Source organism: Thermogladius calderae 1633 (assembly GCF_000264495.1).
Lineage (GTDB): Archaea > Thermoproteota > Thermoprotei_A > Sulfolobales > Desulfurococcaceae > Thermogladius > Thermogladius calderae.
The window spans coordinates 1319481-1335044 of the sequence record NC_017954.1 but is presented as its reverse complement, the minus strand read 5'-3'; the positions used below and the strand labels follow the sequence as shown (position 1 = coordinate 1335044).

Below are 15564 nucleotides of genomic sequence, written 5' to 3'. Positions count from 1 at the left end.
ATTTTTTCGACCCACACTAATACAGTCCTGCCCAGAGGATACGTATAAATACTCCTTCTAATTCCCTATATTAGCGGTACGGGTGTGAGGGCTATGCCGGGCACTGGTAGGGTAATATTAAGGAGAGCGGTACTACTCACGATCGCCTTCATACTTATAGTGATACTAACAGCCGCTATACTCGAGGGCACTGGTTTCGCGCAAAAGATATACGAGGCACTTGTGACGCAAAACGTGCAGTCAGATGTACAGGTATACGCCAGGACGCACCCGGGCGCGTCACCGGCCGATATCCAGAACTTCAAGAACCAGATGACAAAGTACTGGATGGAGTACTACGGCCTCATAGACGCCAACGGCAACCCGGTTCCACCCTACATTAGGATGTGGAAGCTGGTCTTCAACAGCCTCAAGTTCGACTTCGGCTACACTAACCAGGAGGGGATAACCGGGTTAATAGGTAAGTTGCCACCTCAGCCCGTTATAACCGTGATAGCGGGCGTCTTACCGAGGACTATCCTAATGGCCACCGTGGCCGAGCTCGTCTGTGCTTTGATAGCGCTACCTTTAGCTCCCAGGATAGCCTATAAGCACGGCTCCTTGTGGGACAGGCTCATAGTCAGCTACGCGGCGCTCTTCAACGCTGTCCCGGTCTGGTGGCTAGCTATGATCCTACTCTCGGTCTTCGGTTACACGCTCAGGATCTTCCCGACCAACTACAGAGCCTTGATGACGTACATAAACTCGTTCTGGAGCAACCCCCTGGTCAACACGCTGTACATATCATGGTACGCGACGCTCCCAGTCATAACACTTGTCATAGCGTTCTTAAGCACCTGGTTGTACTCGATCAGGGCCATGGTACTGCGAATCGTGCGAGAGGACTTCGTCATGGTGGCCAAGGCGAAGGGGCTGCCCGAGAAGGATATAGCAAGAAAGTATATCGTGAGGGTCATGGCCCCTCCTATAGTGACGTACGTGATCCTCGCCCTCGCGGGCTCCCTCGGCGGGCTGATAATAACGGAGTCCGTCTTCGACTGGCCTGGCATGGGGACGCTGACGTACTACGCCATCACGACAGGCGACGTGAACACTGTTATGGGCGTCTTCTTCATCCTAGTGTTAGTGTATATATTGGCAAGGCTGCTACTAGAAGTACTGTACATCATCCTAGACCCGAGAGTCAGGTACAGGTAGGGTGGGTTAGCTATGGCGGCTCAGCAGCCCTCTCTAACCACGTTAATAAAGCAGAAGTTCGTCAAGCCGCTGTGGGGAGGCCTCAAAGAGGTCTGGAGTTTCGGCACGGGTAAAGTAGGTCTCGCTCTACTATTCGTACTCGTCGGGGTATCCGCGGTAGCGACCGTTACAATGCCCTCTAACTTGCTTGCCATGTGGGAGAGCCCGTCCTTCTGGGACGAGAACCCCCTGCTAGTCCCTCCAGCATGGGTCGCCTACTTGGGCCAGCCGGTTGCTCCGCAGAGCGTCAACGTATTAACTAGGCCCACTACGTCGATGGAGCAAGCCGGGTTCATGTACTACATATACACTGTCAAGTACACGTTGACACAGCCGCAGTACCCGCAAGACATACTCGTCAAGGTACAAGGTGTCGCCGTGTTCAACGTCCAGGTAAACGGTACTTCAAAGGTGATCGCCCCGACAATAGTCCTTAAACTGACGAGGCCAGACAACCTGACGTTTACTCTGACAACCTCGACCCCGACCGTTAGCAACATAACTGGGCTCTATGTTACCACCGACGTGAAACTGGCGACGACCAACTACGGTGGAATAGCTGAGGCTCTCGGGTCGAAGTACATAAACGAGACGCAGCTATCCAGCGTTATAGGGAATAACGCGACTCTGCTGTCCGTCGTGAGGCTCGGGATAATCAACAACATTGTGACGTTGATGAGGAGCTTCCCGCAGTTCTACATATTCGGGAAGCTCAAGGTAACCGTGACTCTCGGAAACGTGTCCTCTGACCTGTTACCGGTATACCACCAGGTTGAGACAGTCGCGAACAGCGTAACTCCCGGCGCACCTGGCTCTGACTTGGTCAAGGATAGCCTCAGCAGAGCCCTCTCAGAGCTGAGGTCGGCGCTGACCTCGAGGACCCCCTCCGATATGGTACCACACCTATACGCCGCGCTCGGCAACTTGACTCAGGCCTACGCCTTCTCGGTCGCCTACAACACTCTCACACCAGAGATGTCGAGTGCCCTGTCCTCCGCGATGACGTCGCTCTCGAAAGTTATAAACGACTTCGAGACGACTACAAAGTACTACAACATCGAAATACAGACGCAGCCGCTTACGGGGACGTACACTGCAGACGTCATCGTGTCTTACTCCACGGAGGCCCCGCTGTCACAGCTGCCAGGGCTACCTGTTAAGACCGTGCGTGTTATATTCAAGGGCTCGGCTTTCGGACTGCTAGGCACAGACGACATCGGCAGAGACTTAGCGGTCATACTGTTCTACGGGTTCCCCGTTGCCATGGCGATAGGCTTGACGGCAGCCGTGGCGACAACACTGATAGGGCTGATACTGGGCGTCATAAGCGGATACTACGGAGGCTACGTCGACGAGGCGATCCAGAGGACCGTTGACGTCATAGGTAACATACCGCTCCTGCCGATCCTTATACTGCTGGGCCAGATCGCGTTGTTGGTGTTCGTCAACAACCCGTTCATGGTGCTGATGACCATAATCACCGTCCTGATAGTCTTCGGCTGGGGAGGCCTCGCGATAACCGTCAGGACGATGACCCTGAGCATCAAGGAGGAGCCGTACATCGAGGCCGCGCTAGCGCTTGGCGCGAGCAACAGCAGGGTGATCCTCAAGCACATACTACCGCAGGTGGCAGCCTACGGTGTAGCCTCCATGGTGTTCTCAGTGCCGTCGGCCATACTGACCGAGGCGGGTCTAAGTGTGCTGGGTATAAGGTCGGGGTACCCCACGTGGGGTGCAGTACTCAGTAGGGCAAGGGACTCCAACAGGTACGACGTGTGGTGGTGGATCCTACCTCCGGGTATCCTGATCTCGATAACAAGCCTGGCCTTCGTTTTGGTGGGTCTAGCAATCGAGAGGATCGTTGAGCCGAGGCTGAGGACGCTGTAGAGGGAGTAAGGCAAGCACTTTTCGCGATAGCGTTTTTAACGTGCTCGTGGGACACGAAGTCGACAGCCACCCGCTTTCTCACGCGAGCCCTAACCGCACGTAATTATCTGTCGTTCAAACGCTCGTGAGCACTCGTCGAATACCACTAACCCCTCGAGTAATGGCCTCTTGCTCGGGGGTGAGGTTTCAGCCAGGTAAGTTCTCTTCACCTATCTAACCGGGAGTAACTCATCATCCTAGTAGAGAATAGATCCAGTCTAGGTGTTTTATGCTCTCGATTCAAGGAGTTAGCAAAAACACCTCTCGGTGTGATAGCCGTGGCAATTTAGAGCGGCTCTAATAGCCGGCTTAACTAGGCGTCCCCGACTTCTCTTGTTCCAGCTTCTTGAGTTCCTCCTCTATCTCCTTCTCTATCTCTTCAATTGGCTTAGGAGGCGGTGTAGTGGCAAGAGTGTAGCCGATCCAAGCCAGTATTCCGAACACGCCTAGGACAGCTATCATCGCTGTTAACTGGAGTAGTTGTACCCAGTAGGGGGTCATGAAAAGTATGTAGCCGTACACTACTATGACTACGATGCTCACAACGACTAGACCCCACCCGACCATTTGATCCCTGTTCATTGGTAACCCCCATATTCAGAAAGTATCTCAAGGGATAAAAACGTGTTGTTAGACTCGGTTACTTCCACGACTCAGTCACGACAGTACTGCGATATCCTCCTTAGCAACCTCACCTCCATTCTTTTCATGTAGAATACGGCCAGCGCGAGGGAGAAGCTCACAATACCCGTTGTCGTGAATATGGCCCCTACTAGGGCCCTAATGTGGTGTATGACGCCTGTTAGAAAGTACTTAAGGAACACGTAGAAGTCGAAGTACAGTCCCGGTATTAGGGTCAGGGCTCCGAGTAAGAACACGGTGAAAGTCGGGTTGTACCTCCATGTCAGCAACAACATGCTTAAGAGTATCGTGAAGCCGTGCCTAACACCTAGTTTCTTCTTGCCCACTCTCCTCCTGTACTTGATGGGGATCTCGGCTACTTTGTAGCCTGTCGAGAGGGTGTGGGACAAGATCTCGGCCTCTATGCTGAAGTCTTTGAACTCGAACTCGACCTCGTCTAGGATACGCTTTTTCACCGCGTACATGCCGCTCAGCGCGTCGCTCAGTTTCACGCCGTAAAAGATGTTGAACATGCTGGTCAGGAACCAGTTGCCGAACCTGTAGACAGCGGTCTGGGCCCCCTTCTCGAAGTGCTTCCTGGCCCCTATTACTAGGTCGTAACCCTCGTTGACCTTTTTTATAAGGTCTCGGATGTGCTCGGCTGGGTAAGTGTAGTCGCCGTCCATTACTACAACTACGCTGTCGTTTATGTACTTTAAGCCGGACTTTATGGCGTCTGCCTTACCACGCCCTTCTTGTTGAACCACTCTCACCCCGAAACTCCTCGCGACATCGGGTGTGCCGTCTGTCGAGCCTCCGTCTACGACGAGAATCCTGGCCGGGTCGTAACCCAACTCGATTATCTCTTTAAGGGTTTTCTCCAGCCCCTCTCTTTCGTTCAGCACGGGGATTAGGATGGCGAAGTCCATCGGGACGCCATTGCCCAAGCTAGGCAGCACCTTGATAAGTCTATCAGCAGGTTTATGTAAAAAGCTAGTGCCCCGAACCAAGGTGTCGTCATGGTAAAGTGCCACTACTGCGAGAGGGAAGCCGTTGTGAGGTTGCCCTATGCTAAGCTCAACCTCTGCAGAGAGCATTTCGCGGAGTACCTCCTACGCAAGCTAGAGAGAAGCGTGAATAGGTACAAGATGTTCGGTAAAGGTAGCAGGGTTGTCGTAGGCGTTTCTGGCGGCAAAGACAGCGTAACCCTCACCAAGCTTCTTTCGGAGTCCGGCCTCGCGAAAATGCTCGTAGTCCACGTAAACCTGGCCATAGGAGAGTACTCCAGGATATCCGTGGAGACCGTGAGAAGGTTCAGTGTAGAGCACGGCCTAGACTACCTCATTGTAGACCTCTCCGAGTACGGTATTGGCATCCCCGAGCTTGTCGCGAAGACCAAGAGAAGCCCCTGCAGTGTGTGCGGCATGGTGAAGAGGTACGTACTGAACGCGCTCACCATGGACCTAGGTTACGACGCGCTGGCTACCGCTCACCACGGGGACGACATGGCCGTGTACATAGTGAAGAGCTTCCTGCTACAGGACTACGACCAGCTATACAAGATCTCCCCCGTTAATTACGAGGTTCCCGGGCTCGCCGCTAGAAAGGTGAAGCCGCTCTACGAGTTCTACGAGTTCGAGGTCGAGACCTTTGCGAAGCTGTACGGACTACCGTTCGTGAGCGTAAAGTGCCCGTTCAAGCACGTAGGCTGGCTCGAGAGCTATGTAAGAGAACTGCTCGACAGGGCTGAGGAGGAGTCACCCGGCTTCAAGGTCTCACTACTCAGGTCTCACGCTAGGAGAACAATGTCTATGAGGTCGGCAGAGCAGGCCCAGCCGAAGGCCTGTGCTAGTTGCGGCCTCATAAGTAGCGGGACCGAGTGCTCGTTTTGTAGGTTTACGAGGAGAGCCCTAGGTCAGCCAATGGGTCTCGTGGTTAGGAGATGGATTATCGGAAAGGCAGTAGCGGGCGAAACGCGTCAGGTATCCGGCGACCAGCCTAGCTCGGTAGGCTAGGCGACTGGGTGGGTGTGCGTCTACGCGAGATTACTACGAGTAGGAGAGTAGAGGTTACTATCAATAAAGCGACCAGTAGAGAGATGACCAACAGGACACCCCCAGCTGGGCCCGAGCCAAAGCAGATCGGAACGAAGAACAGTACTACGCAGAACCCTGTCGACACGTTGGTAGCCGACGTCGAGGACTCAAAGATTACTAGTAAAACCCCCACAATCGACATTGCAATACCTGCCACGAAGAGCAGGAAGCCTATGCGTGTTAGGCCGCTCATACCATCACCACGTGGTTAGCACTAGGAACGCTATGGTTACAGCCACTAATACTAACCCGATAATCGCCGCTACTAGGGCAGCCCTTCTACTCGTCCCAAAGACGATGGGTATCGGCCCGATGATCAGAACACCCCCACCCTCTACTCTGTTTCCCCTATCCTCCTCCCCAGAAAGTAAGGCCCCGAACAGCATCAGTAGGAAGCCTACGAGGCTGATCGCTATTCCCAGTACTACGATGAATACTCCAACCACGCCCATCACTAACAGATCTTTAATGCAGACTACCTTACTATAAAACTACTTCATACCACCTGGTATGAATACCACGGGGACTATTGCGAGGCTTGTAGAATAGTCGGGCTTGTCGACGCGGTCGATCAGCCCAAGCCTATAGTACAGTCCCAGCAAGTCCACGTAGCCGAGAAAGACCCTACCATCGCGGCAATCAATCCGCCAGTACCTCTTCTTGTCCTTCTCGATCATTTGGGCCCTAGCCTTGAGCACCTCCTCCAAAAGACGCGGGTCTTTCCGCCTGATCACGTCCATAGACGTCTTAACACACTTCTCGTACCAGTCGAGTATTGAGTAGTCTGCTATTCTTAGATGTAGCTTCCAACCGTTTACGCCCATATCCTTACACACTTTAACGGCTCCGTCCACAAGCCTCGTTATTTCCTTGCAGTACCTCTCGCCAATACACATAGCTGGCGAAATGTAGACGGAAGAGAACACCAAGAGCTCGGAGACTTCCCGCGACACGCCCCCGTTCTCCAGGAGCTCCACCATGCGCTCAAGCCCTGTAATGGGTAACGTCAGCTCTCTGAAGGGGTTCCCTTGAAGGTACCTCTCGACTTTGTCCCTGTACTTCTCCACGAGTCTTGGTGTCAAGCCGAGGTCCCTGTACTTGAACCTCTTCCTCAACCACTCCACAGTGTCCCAGCTACCCTCTTCGTCGAGATCGAACAGGACCACCCCGCGGAGATTCTTGACTATAGAAGCGTAGAGCGCGAACATGTTCCCCGAGTCCCGCCAGAGCATTATTTTATCCCACAGTTCGCGTCTAAAAAGGCTTATTAGAGAATCGCCCGCGGGACCCCTTTGCTGGGTCATCGCGGGGGCCCCGCCTTTAAGCTAGCTCACACTTCATAGTTAGGCTTGGTGAAGGAAGTGAACGTCAAGCTCGCGGCGGGTGGTTTCATAGTAGTGTTGCTAATGGTATCCTTGGTTATTCGGGGTAAGAGGCCGAAGACCCCTATATGGAGTATCATGACATTCACGGCGTTCATTGCTGTAGCATCAGGCCTCGTAAGGCTCGACGAGCTTAACAGCGTGATAGATTTCAGCGTCGTGCTGTTCTTGATAGGCATGTTCAGCATCACAGGCCTAGCCGAGAGGTCCGGGCTATTGGACTACATGGCGAGCAGGTTCATACGCCTGTTCAAGACAAAAAGGTCGCTCGTAGTAGCATCCTCTCTGTTATTTGGGCTCCTGTCAGCCTTAGCTGTCAACGACACCGTGGCGTTGATGGGCCCGCCGATCGCCTACACTATCTCGAAAGCGATCGGCGTCGACTCCGAGATGATGATGCTCTTACTGGCTTTCTCCTTGACCATTGGCTCCGTCATGACACCTATTGGTAACCCGCAGAACATGCTAATCGCTGTCAGGTCTGGCATGTCGGCGCCCTTCGTGAAGTTTGTACTCTACTTGTCTATACCGACTGTTTTCAACCTTCTCGTCACGCCCTTAATCTTGATGAAGTTATTTGGTGTAAGAAACGGGAGGAAGAGCGAGGTACTACTCGTCCCAGAGGAGACGGTAAAGAGCAGGAGAGACGCTGCTCTGGCTGGTATAGGGCTGGCCGTCTCGGTGTCCGCGCTCGTGGTGAACGATCTACTACAGCTGATGGGGCTCCCCTACGTAGAGGAGAGGGGGATTATCCCCTTTGTCGTCGCCTCGGCCATATATGTGTTCTCGGAGAACCCACGTGAGGTCTTAGGTAAGGTGGACTGGGGCACTATAGTCTTCTTCATATCGATGTTTATAACCATGGAAGGGGTCTGGAGAAGCGGCTTCCTAAACCCCCTCCTAGCACTGTTTGTTTCGGGAAAACCGGTCGACACACCTCTCAGTATTCTATCGATCTCGGCCCTCTCGGTAGTTGGGAGCCAGCTGATAAGTAACGTGCCTTTCACCAGGCTGATGATAACCGAGCTTCACGAAGCGGGTTACTCAGGAAAACAAGACCTACCCTGGCTGACACTAGCGATGTCCACGACGATAGCTGGGAACCTGACAATCCTCGGGGCGGCATCCAACATCATCATCGTAGAGTACCTCGAGTCTAGGATGGGGATCACCATCACCTTCACGAGGTTTGCGAAGATCGGCGCTATAGTGACACTGGTAAACATTGCTGTATACTTTGCATTCCTTGCCTCTCTACAACTCATAGGCTTAGTCTCCTAGACGACTTTAGTAGAGCGGGTTTTAAGCCGTGAGTCTCCATAAGTTTTATCTAGACTATATACAGGTGGTAAAGCACTCGCATAGGACGAGGGCAGGGTGTAATTCTTGGACGACGCACTCCCCGACGAACTTAGGTTGAAGATGTTGAAGAGACTCCTTTCCGCTCAGGCCCAGAAAAAGGAGGAGAGAGAAGTCCAGCCCGTTGATCCAGAGAGGGTGGTCTACAGTAAGCTGTCCGACGACAGGGCGCTTGAACTAGTCGAGAAGACGAAACAGTTGTATCCGCGAGAATACCCCGTGGTCGTCTCCGTGCTGTATGAGATGTTGAATAGGGGGATTATAGACAAGCTTGACGGTCTAACCGTGTTAGCAGTCTTGAGAAGGCTCGGCCTCGACGTGAGGCCCGAGCTAAGGATCAAGTTCGTGAAGCAGGGTAGGGAGGTAGACTTCGAGGACTACGTTAAGTGAGCTAGAAGTAAGAGAGGAGAGAAAAAACGTTGTGAGAGCTACTTGACTCCGTACATTGTCAACGCTAGGACGGCCATCTTCGTCCACAGGCCGTTCTCCGCCTGCTCGTAGATTATCGACCTCTTCGGGTCGTCGATGACGTCCTCGTCCGCCTCGTAGCCTCTGAATATCGGTAGTACGTGCATCAAGACTCCGCGCTTGTCCATCAAGTCCATTAACTCCCTTGTCACCTTCCAGTTCTTGTACTTCTCGTATATCTTGAGCTCCTCGTCCTTGAACTTGCTGTAGCCGACCTGGACTAGTGTCGGTGTAGCCCAGTTCCTCGGGAAGACCGCGTGAGCACCCCTCAACGCCTCTTGTAGGTTGTCAGTCACCTCGAGGGAGCCGCCGTGCTCCTTGGCGAGCTCCTTAGCCTTCTCAACAAGCTTGGGGTCTAGGTCGAATCCTGGAGGCCTGGCAATGACGACGTCTACACCGAACCTCGGGAATAGTATCATGTCCTCCTGGGGGCTGCACCAGCCCCTGATCTCCGGGCTGTAGGCCCACATTATCACGTACTTCTTACCCTGCGGGTCCCCAAACCTCTCAATGAAGGAGAATATGTCCGCCAGTCCCTGCGTGGGGTGGAACATGTCGTCGGCCATGTTGATAACTGGGATCTTCGCCGCCCTAGCCATTTCCCTTATGTAAGCGTTGCCTACCCCGTACAGGTAGTCAATGGCCTTGTCCAGGATCCTGATGCCTAGGCCGTGGCCGTACAAGTCGTACATAGCGGCGACGTCCTTAACAGCCTCGCCCGCCTTCTCCTGTTTGCCGAACGCCATTCTAGTTGTCGTCGCGTCGATGTATGCAGCGTGGCCGCCTAGGAAGTACATGCCGGACTCGAACGCCGCCCTCGTCCTCGTGGAAGGCGCGAAGAACAGCATGTAGAAGACTTTCCTCTCCAGCACCTTGGGGATAGCCTCGACGCCGTAGTAGTTCGCTAACTGTTTGAACTCGGCTGCTAATTTCAGGGCTATGTCGATCTCCTCGTCACTCCACTCTAGCGTGGAGATCAGGTCTTTCCCACTCAACTCCCTTACGAGGTACCTTAGCGAGGGCATGACACCCACTCTCCGCTTAAACCCCTCTTACTTAGGTGGGAGGTTAAATACTTGAATAGCCTGTCCCTTCGTGTCCCCAGCGGCTAAGAGGCCAGGGTATTTTCGTGGGCGACCGTCGGGTTCACGTTTTAAAACCCTAGCGGGATTAGGGTTTCACAGTGTTGCTCTATGAGGAGGACACTAGTAATCGCACTACTAGTGATCGTCGTAGTCGCAGGCCTCTCAGCGTACTTCGTGTCGATGAGACAAGGCGTAAGTAAAACAAGGGTCGTAGTCTACGCGTACAACGACAAGATAACAGGTATAGACCCCAGCCTCGAGGACGACACCGGCCTAGTCGTACTAGGCAGCGTTTACGAGCCTCTCCTGTACTACGACCCCGTCCATAACAGGACTATACCGGCCCTCGCAGAGAGGTGGGAGTCTAGCGAGAACAACACGGTGTGGGTCTTCTACTTGAGGAGAGGAGTGGTCTTCCACGACGGGTCGCCTTTTAACTCGACTGCAGTAGTTCTCAGTGTAACGAGGGCTAAAGAAGTCTACGAGAAGTACGGGATAGGGGCGGGGTTTATATGGGACGCGGTAGACGAGGTGAGAGCTCTCGACGAGTACACTGTTGAGTTCAAGTTGAAGTACCCCCAGAGACTGGATCTAATAGTAGCATCTAGTTACGCGTCCTACATTTTCAATCCGGGTGTCCTAGCAAAGGCTGGCGTATCCGATCCCACCGACTTACGGTTGAGGGAGTGGTTCAACAAGGGTGTCGACGAGGGCACAGGCCCCTATATGATCGAGTCTTACGACCCTTACAACCAGGTCGTCCTGGTGAAGTTCGACAAGTGGTGGGGGTGGAACCAGTTGGGCAACGACAAGGCTCCCGACAAGGTGATAATCAAAATAGTGACAGACCCGCAGAGCCAATTCAATGGGCTGGTAAGTGGGAGCCTAGACATAGTGACGAGTGTCCCCCGGACGAGCATAGAGGACCTGGTCAACAGGGGCTACAAGTACATAAAGTTCGCGACTTTCCACAGCTACTTCCTAGTTTTCAATACCAAGAGGTACCCGACCAACATGACCGAGTTCAGGCTGGCCGTGCTTTATGCTATACCGTGGGACAGGATTGTTCAGCAGGCGATGAAGGGTTACGCGCTACTAGGGAGCGGGTACGTTCCACACTACTTCCCGGGTTTCGTTGAAGGCTTGACTTACAAACAGAATCTCACCCTGGCAAAGATCTACCTGGAGAAAAGCGGTGTAGGGCCTGGCGTGACAATAGAGTTCATGTACCAAGCCGACTACCTTGAGGAGGAGGACTTCGCGAGCATACTCAAGACCTCGCTAGCCCAGATAGGTGTCAACGTAAGGCTTCTCCCCGCGAGCTGGGAGTCTATGAAAGAGGCTGGAAAAGCGGTGTGGAGCAACCCGGACTCGGCGCCTCACTTGATCATTAACGACTGGTGGCCGACAACGGTATCCCCGTACGACTACCTGTACAACCTGTTCCACAGCGATAGCAAGGAGTGGAACTGGAGTGGCTTCGAGAACGAGACGTTCAACAGCCTCATAGACCAGTCCTTCGCTCTTGAAGGAGTCGACTACGGGAAGGCCATGGAGTTGTACAAGCAGGCCCAAGAGATACTGTTCACCCATGGGGTAGCCGTCAACTTGTGGGACGAGGTGAAAGTATTTGTCTACAACCCGAGGCTCGAAATACCCGAAGAAGCGATCAACCCGCTGTACATGTACGTTATATTTTACCAGTACGTGAAGGTGGCATAGTATTTGGCTGTCAGCCTAGGCTACGTCTTGAAACGCCTTTTTTACTCCCTTCTCGTGATAATCGGCGTTATCGTTGTGACCTACGCTATTATCGTATTCTCACCCGGAGACCCTGCCACCAGGTGGGCTGGCAACCCTAGAGGTCCTGGTGCTGAAAAGGCGATCGAGGTCGCTAGGGCCGAACTAAACCTGGATAAGCCCCTCTACGTCCAAATATCGCTCTTTATACTCAACGTGTTCACGGGCAATCTAGGTGTCTCTATTTCAACAAAGACCCCTATTTTGGCTACTATATGGGCCCATTTGTCCTCGACGCTCGAACTTCTTATCTTCGGGTACTTGATTGGTATACCCCTCGGAGTTTTACTAGGTGTATACTCGGCACTTAAGAGGGGTACTCCTCGCGGGGATGCCCTAGAATCAGTTGGGTTCGTTATCGCAAACACCCCCTCGTTCTGGACCAGCATGGCGGTTTTCCTAATACTCGCCGAAGTACTAGGCGTATCTTCCTACGGTAGGATAGACGCGAAGCTAGCAGCAATGTTGGGGTTTAAGCCTATAACAGGTTTTTACACCGTTGACACGTTGCTTCAAGGCGACATCATATTATTCCTCGACGTCTTGAAGAGGATACTACCCCCTGCCTTCGTCGTAGCCCTCTACCCCACAGGGGTTGGAATCAGGGTCGTGAGGGTGATGATGTCGGAAGCGCTGGGCGAGGACTACGTCAGGCAGGCTGTCGCTCTAGGCGTCGAGAAGAGGGAGGTTATATGGGACTACGCGTTTAGGGGTACAGTCCCCGGCTTAACGCAAGTGATGGGTCTAGCCTTCGCGTACAGCCTCGTGGACGCCATGGTCGTCGAGTACGTGTTTGGTAGGGAGGGGCTGGGCAGTCTCCTCGTGAGCGCTGTGGTCTCCAACGACTTTAAACTCGCCGCATCGATACTCATAGTCATCAGCGTCTTCTACATCCTAGCGAACACTATCACGGACATAGTCCAGTCCTGGATAGACCCGAGGGTGGTACTGTGATAGCGCCCAGCCAGCGGGCAACCACGCTAGGGGGGCTCTCTTATTACCTGGCAAGGGCCTGGAAGAGGAGTGCCAGGTTTAGAGTTGGAGTCGTCATCGTCTCCGCCATTACAGTTCTGGCGTTTCTCTCACCCTTCGTCGTCCCTTATCCGAGTGAAGGCTGGGGGCTCATCCCGATCAACCAGACGGGACAAGCCGGGCAACCGCCCAGCCTAGCACACTTATTCGGTACCGACGACAAGGGCAGAGACCTCTTATCAAGGGTTCTCCTAGGCTCTTCGACGGCTCTGCTCCAGATCGTACTCGTAGTAGGGCTAAGCCTCGTCATCGGCATGACGGTCGGGGTATTCGCGGCGTACTACAAAGGAGTACTCGATACCGTGCTAAACTACGTGATAGAGGTCTTCTTGGCACTACCGGCTATTTTGATAGCGGTCCCGCTTAGAATGGTCTTGGGTCCCGGGCTACACGTCGTCGTTATGGCGATGGTTCTCACGTGGTGGGCGTGGTATGGAAGAGTTGCTAACGTATACGCTAGGAGTGTATGCGAGATGGAGTTCGTCACGCTGTCAAAGCTCTCAGGTCTACCAGGCTACAAGATAATCTTTAGACATGTCTTGAGTAACACCAGTCCTCCAGTGGTGGTCCAGGCCGTCACAGATTTCGGGAGCGTCCTACTAGAGGCCTCGGCGATAAACTTCCTAGGTTTCGGCCTCCCCCCGGACTACCCGGACTGGGGTGTAATAGCCCAGAACGGATTTTACTACATCCTGAAAATGCCGTGGATCAGCCTCATCCCCGGCCTGTTCATCATGGTAACGGCCTTGGGTTTTAGCATGGTAGGCGACGCGTTAAGAGACGAGCTCGACCCGAAGTTGAGGAGGAGGTGGAGGCTGTGGTTCTAGCCGTGGAAGCGAGGAATTTAAGCATCGGCTACCTCGACGAGGACGATAATCTGGTGTTGGTGGTTAGGAACGCCTCTTTCAGTGTAGAAGAGGGTGAAGTGTGCTGTCTAGTCGGCGAAAGTGGCTCGGGTAAGACCACCCTAGGCAACTCTATCGCGGGCGTCCTACCACCGTACTCCGTTACGAAGGGGTTGCTGTACCTTTTCGGCAAACTAGTCGTGAAGGACGAGCTGAGGTTTTACGAGGGTGTAAGGGGGCGGCTAGTGTCCTACATACCCCAGAACCCCGGCTCCTCACTAAGCCCCTATATGAGAGTGTGGGACCAGTTCTGGCGTGTTATGAAGGCCCACGGTTTTACAGAGGAGACGGCAAAGAAAAAAGTCGCAGAAATCCTGAGACTTCTAAACCTAAAGACAGAGGTTCTAGACCACTACCCGCACGAACTCAGCGGAGGCATGCAGCAGAGAGTAGCCATAGGCTTAAGCTTGGTTACAGGTGCTAAACTCCTCGTGGCAGACGAGCCTACTTCAAGCGTAGACGCGCACCTCAAGCTACAGTTAATGAGGTTGTTCAGGGAGATCAAGGAGTTGTACGGGGTTACGATCGTCCTGATAACGCACGACGTCCTGCTGGCGGGCAAGATCTGCGATAAAATCCTAGTGATGTACGGGGGCGAGATAGTCGAGGTGTCCAGTGCCAAAGAGCTACTGGAGAACCCGCTACACCCTTACACAAAGCTCTTGACACGCGTGGTCCCCGTCTTGGGCTACAAGAAGAAGCTGGAGTCTATACCCGGCGAGCCTCCTAGGCCTGGTCAAGTCATGGAGGGCTGCGTCTTCTACGAAAGGTGCCCTGTTAGAGGAGACGAGTGTGTCAAGACTCCACCTGCTCAGGAGGTCGATGGGAGGGTGGTCAAGTGTTGGAGGCCCCTGATCAAGGAGAGTGCTTTATTAAGCTAGAGGGAGTTGTAGCGGGCTATCGTGTAACCAGGTCTCTTCTCTCGATAAGGAGAAGCTTTACACCGGTACTGAAAGACGTGAACTTGTGTTTAAGATCAGGCGAGAGGGTCGCTGTAATAGGTGAAAGCGGTAGCGGTAAGACGACATTACTAAAGGTTATACTTGGACTCTTGAGGCCCGTCAAAGGCAGAGTGGTCGTCGACGGCAGAGACATTTATCGGGACAGGGCGTCCTGGTTGAGAAGCGTCAGAAAACTCGGCTATGTCCCGCAAGACCCCTACAGGTCGTTAGACCCGAGGGTAAAGATTAGAACGAGCCTCATCGAGCCGCTGGAGAAAACAGGTATGCGGCGAAAGGAAATAGAGGAGAGGGTGAGATCGGTTCTCAAACTGGTCGGGCTTCACGAGGATGTACTGGACCTCTACCCTAGGAGTCTGAGCGGCGGCATGCAACAGAGGATCCTAATAGCAAGGGCGATCGTCGGCGAGCCCAAGTATCTAGTACTAGACGAGCCGACCTCTTCTCTCGACGTCTCCACACAGGCCCAGATCGTGAACTTGATCAACGACATATACGAGAGGTACAAGATCGGTGTTCTCTTAGTGACACACGACCTCGCGGTTGCCCAATACCTCGCGGACAGAGTAGTCATACTTAGGGAGGGCCGAGTGGTCGAGGAGGGCTCTTTCGAAGACGTGATCTTAAGACCTAGGCACGAGTACACGAGGCTCCTAGTTAAAAGCTATATGATGGAATCCATTTAGTATTGTTAT

At 53.4% G+C, this 15564-nt stretch carries 16 protein-coding genes; 11 read left to right on the top strand and 5 right to left on the bottom strand.

The features are described from left to right. Positions 1-93: 93 nt before the first annotated feature. Complete coding sequence (locus TCELL_RS07165; protein ID WP_048163446.1) at positions 94-1197, top strand: ABC transporter permease; 1104 nt, start codon at positions 94-96, stop codon at positions 1195-1197. Positions 1198-1209: 12 nt separating this feature from the next. Next, entirely contained in the window at positions 1210-3123 is a 1914-nt protein-coding gene (locus TCELL_RS07160; protein WP_014738071.1) for an ABC transporter permease, read from the top strand. 348 nt (positions 3124-3471) lie between these two features. Here TCELL_RS07160 and TCELL_RS07155 read toward each other — a convergent pair whose 3' ends face one another. After that, the gene (locus tag TCELL_RS07155) at positions 3472-3744 is read right to left on the bottom strand and encodes a hypothetical protein (protein WP_048163444.1); all 273 of its coding nucleotides are present in this window, start codon (positions 3742-3744) and stop codon (positions 3472-3474) included. A 71-nt stretch (positions 3745-3815) separates the two neighbouring features. After that, entirely contained in the window at positions 3816-4730 is a 915-nt protein-coding gene (locus TCELL_RS07150; protein ID WP_238529016.1) for a glycosyltransferase family 2 protein, read from the bottom strand. Positions 4731-4802: 72 nt separating this feature from the next. On the opposite strand from TCELL_RS07150, the gene TCELL_RS07145 reads away from it, so the two are divergent. Together TCELL_RS07145 and TCELL_RS07525 are read left to right on the top strand one after the other, a co-directional pair. After that, positions 4803-5798, top strand: coding sequence for a PP-loop family protein (locus TCELL_RS07145; RefSeq protein WP_014738068.1), 996 nt, complete (start codon positions 4803-4805; stop codon positions 5796-5798). 8 nt (positions 5799-5806) lie between these two features. Continuing rightward, on the top strand, positions 5807-6091 hold the full coding sequence (locus TCELL_RS07525) for a hypothetical protein (protein ID WP_014738067.1): 285 nt from the start codon (positions 5807-5809) through the stop codon (positions 6089-6091). On the opposite strand, the gene TCELL_RS07135 is transcribed toward TCELL_RS07525, so the two are convergent. Beyond that, positions 6077-6331 (bottom strand): TIGR00304 family membrane protein, encoded by a 255-nt coding sequence (locus TCELL_RS07135; RefSeq protein WP_014738066.1) that lies wholly within the window; start codon positions 6329-6331, stop codon positions 6077-6079. The two genes, TCELL_RS07525 and TCELL_RS07135, sit on opposite strands and share 15 nt — an antisense overlap. A 39-nt stretch (positions 6332-6370) precedes the next feature. Beyond that, positions 6371-7111 carry a hypothetical protein gene (locus TCELL_RS07130; protein ID WP_014738065.1) on the bottom strand — a complete coding sequence of 247 codons (741 nt, stop codon included), beginning with the start codon at positions 7109-7111 and terminating at the stop codon, positions 6371-6373. Between the two features lie 129 nt (positions 7112-7240). Between TCELL_RS07130 and TCELL_RS07125 the strand changes: the two genes are divergently transcribed. Both TCELL_RS07125 and TCELL_RS07120 read left to right on the top strand, forming a co-directional pair. After that, positions 7241-8542: an ArsB/NhaD family transporter gene (locus TCELL_RS07125; RefSeq protein WP_238529015.1), complete on the top strand. Its 1302-nt coding sequence runs from the start codon at positions 7241-7243 to the stop codon at positions 8540-8542. A gap of 105 nt (positions 8543-8647) precedes the next feature. Next, positions 8648-9010, top strand: coding sequence for a hypothetical protein (locus tag TCELL_RS07120; RefSeq protein WP_014738063.1), 363 nt, complete (start codon positions 8648-8650; stop codon positions 9008-9010). A gap of 38 nt (positions 9011-9048) precedes the next feature. Here the strand turns inward: TCELL_RS07120 and TCELL_RS07115 are convergent, their stop codons facing one another. After that, entirely contained in the window at positions 9049-10113 is a 1065-nt protein-coding gene (locus TCELL_RS07115; protein ID WP_048163437.1) for an ornithine carbamoyltransferase, read from the bottom strand. Positions 10114-10281: 168 nt separating this feature from the next. Here TCELL_RS07115 and TCELL_RS07110 point away from each other — a divergent pair, with 168 nt between their 5' ends. The 5 genes from TCELL_RS07110 to TCELL_RS07090 are packed head-to-tail and all read left to right on the top strand — an operon-like array spanning position 10282 to position 15555. Continuing rightward, positions 10282-11895, top strand: a complete 1614-nt coding sequence (locus tag TCELL_RS07110) for an ABC transporter substrate-binding protein (RefSeq protein ID WP_014738061.1) — start codon at positions 10282-10284, stop codon at positions 11893-11895. Positions 11896-11898: 3 nt separating this feature from the next. After that, positions 11899-12927 carry an ABC transporter permease gene (locus TCELL_RS07105; RefSeq protein ID WP_014738060.1) on the top strand — a complete coding sequence of 343 codons (1029 nt, stop codon included), beginning with the start codon at positions 11899-11901 and terminating at the stop codon, positions 12925-12927. After that, entirely contained in the window at positions 12924-13832 is a 909-nt protein-coding gene (locus TCELL_RS07100; RefSeq protein WP_014738059.1) for an ABC transporter permease, read from the top strand. The genes TCELL_RS07105 and TCELL_RS07100 overlap by 4 nt, the downstream gene beginning before the upstream one ends. Continuing rightward, positions 13814-14791, top strand: coding sequence for an ABC transporter ATP-binding protein (locus TCELL_RS07095; protein WP_238529014.1), 978 nt, complete (start codon positions 13814-13816; stop codon positions 14789-14791). The genes TCELL_RS07100 and TCELL_RS07095 overlap by 19 nt, the downstream gene beginning before the upstream one ends. Next, on the top strand, positions 14752-15555 hold the full coding sequence (locus TCELL_RS07090; RefSeq protein WP_014738057.1) for an ABC transporter ATP-binding protein: 804 nt from the start codon (positions 14752-14754) through the stop codon (positions 15553-15555). The genes TCELL_RS07095 and TCELL_RS07090 overlap by 40 nt, the downstream gene beginning before the upstream one ends. The last annotated feature ends 9 nt before the right edge of the window (positions 15556-15564 follow it).

Excerpts from the sequence above, each read along its gene's own strand:
- TCELL_RS07165 (WP_048163446.1), top strand. The coding sequence starts at position 94 with ATGCCGGGCACTGGTAGGGTAATATTAAGGAGAGCGGTACTACTCACG.
- TCELL_RS07160 (WP_014738071.1), top strand. The coding sequence starts at position 1,210 with ATGGCGGCTCAGCAGCCCTCTCTAACCACGTTAATAAAGCAGAAGTTC.
- TCELL_RS07155 (WP_048163444.1), bottom strand. The coding sequence starts at position 3,744 with ATGAACAGGGATCAAATGGTCGGGTGGGGTCTAGTCGTTGTGAGCATC.
- TCELL_RS07145 (WP_014738068.1), top strand. The coding sequence starts at position 4,803 with ATGGTAAAGTGCCACTACTGCGAGAGGGAAGCCGTTGTGAGGTTGCCC.
- TCELL_RS07135 (WP_014738066.1), bottom strand. The coding sequence starts at position 6,331 with ATGGGCGTGGTTGGAGTATTCATCGTAGTACTGGGAATAGCGATCAGC.
- TCELL_RS07130 (WP_014738065.1), bottom strand. The coding sequence starts at position 7,111 with ATGCTCTGGCGGGACTCGGGGAACATGTTCGCGCTCTACGCTTCTATA.
- TCELL_RS07115 (WP_048163437.1), bottom strand. The coding sequence starts at position 10,113 with ATGCCCTCGCTAAGGTACCTCGTAAGGGAGTTGAGTGGGAAAGACCTG.
- TCELL_RS07110 (WP_014738061.1), top strand. The coding sequence starts at position 10,282 with ATGAGGAGGACACTAGTAATCGCACTACTAGTGATCGTCGTAGTCGCA.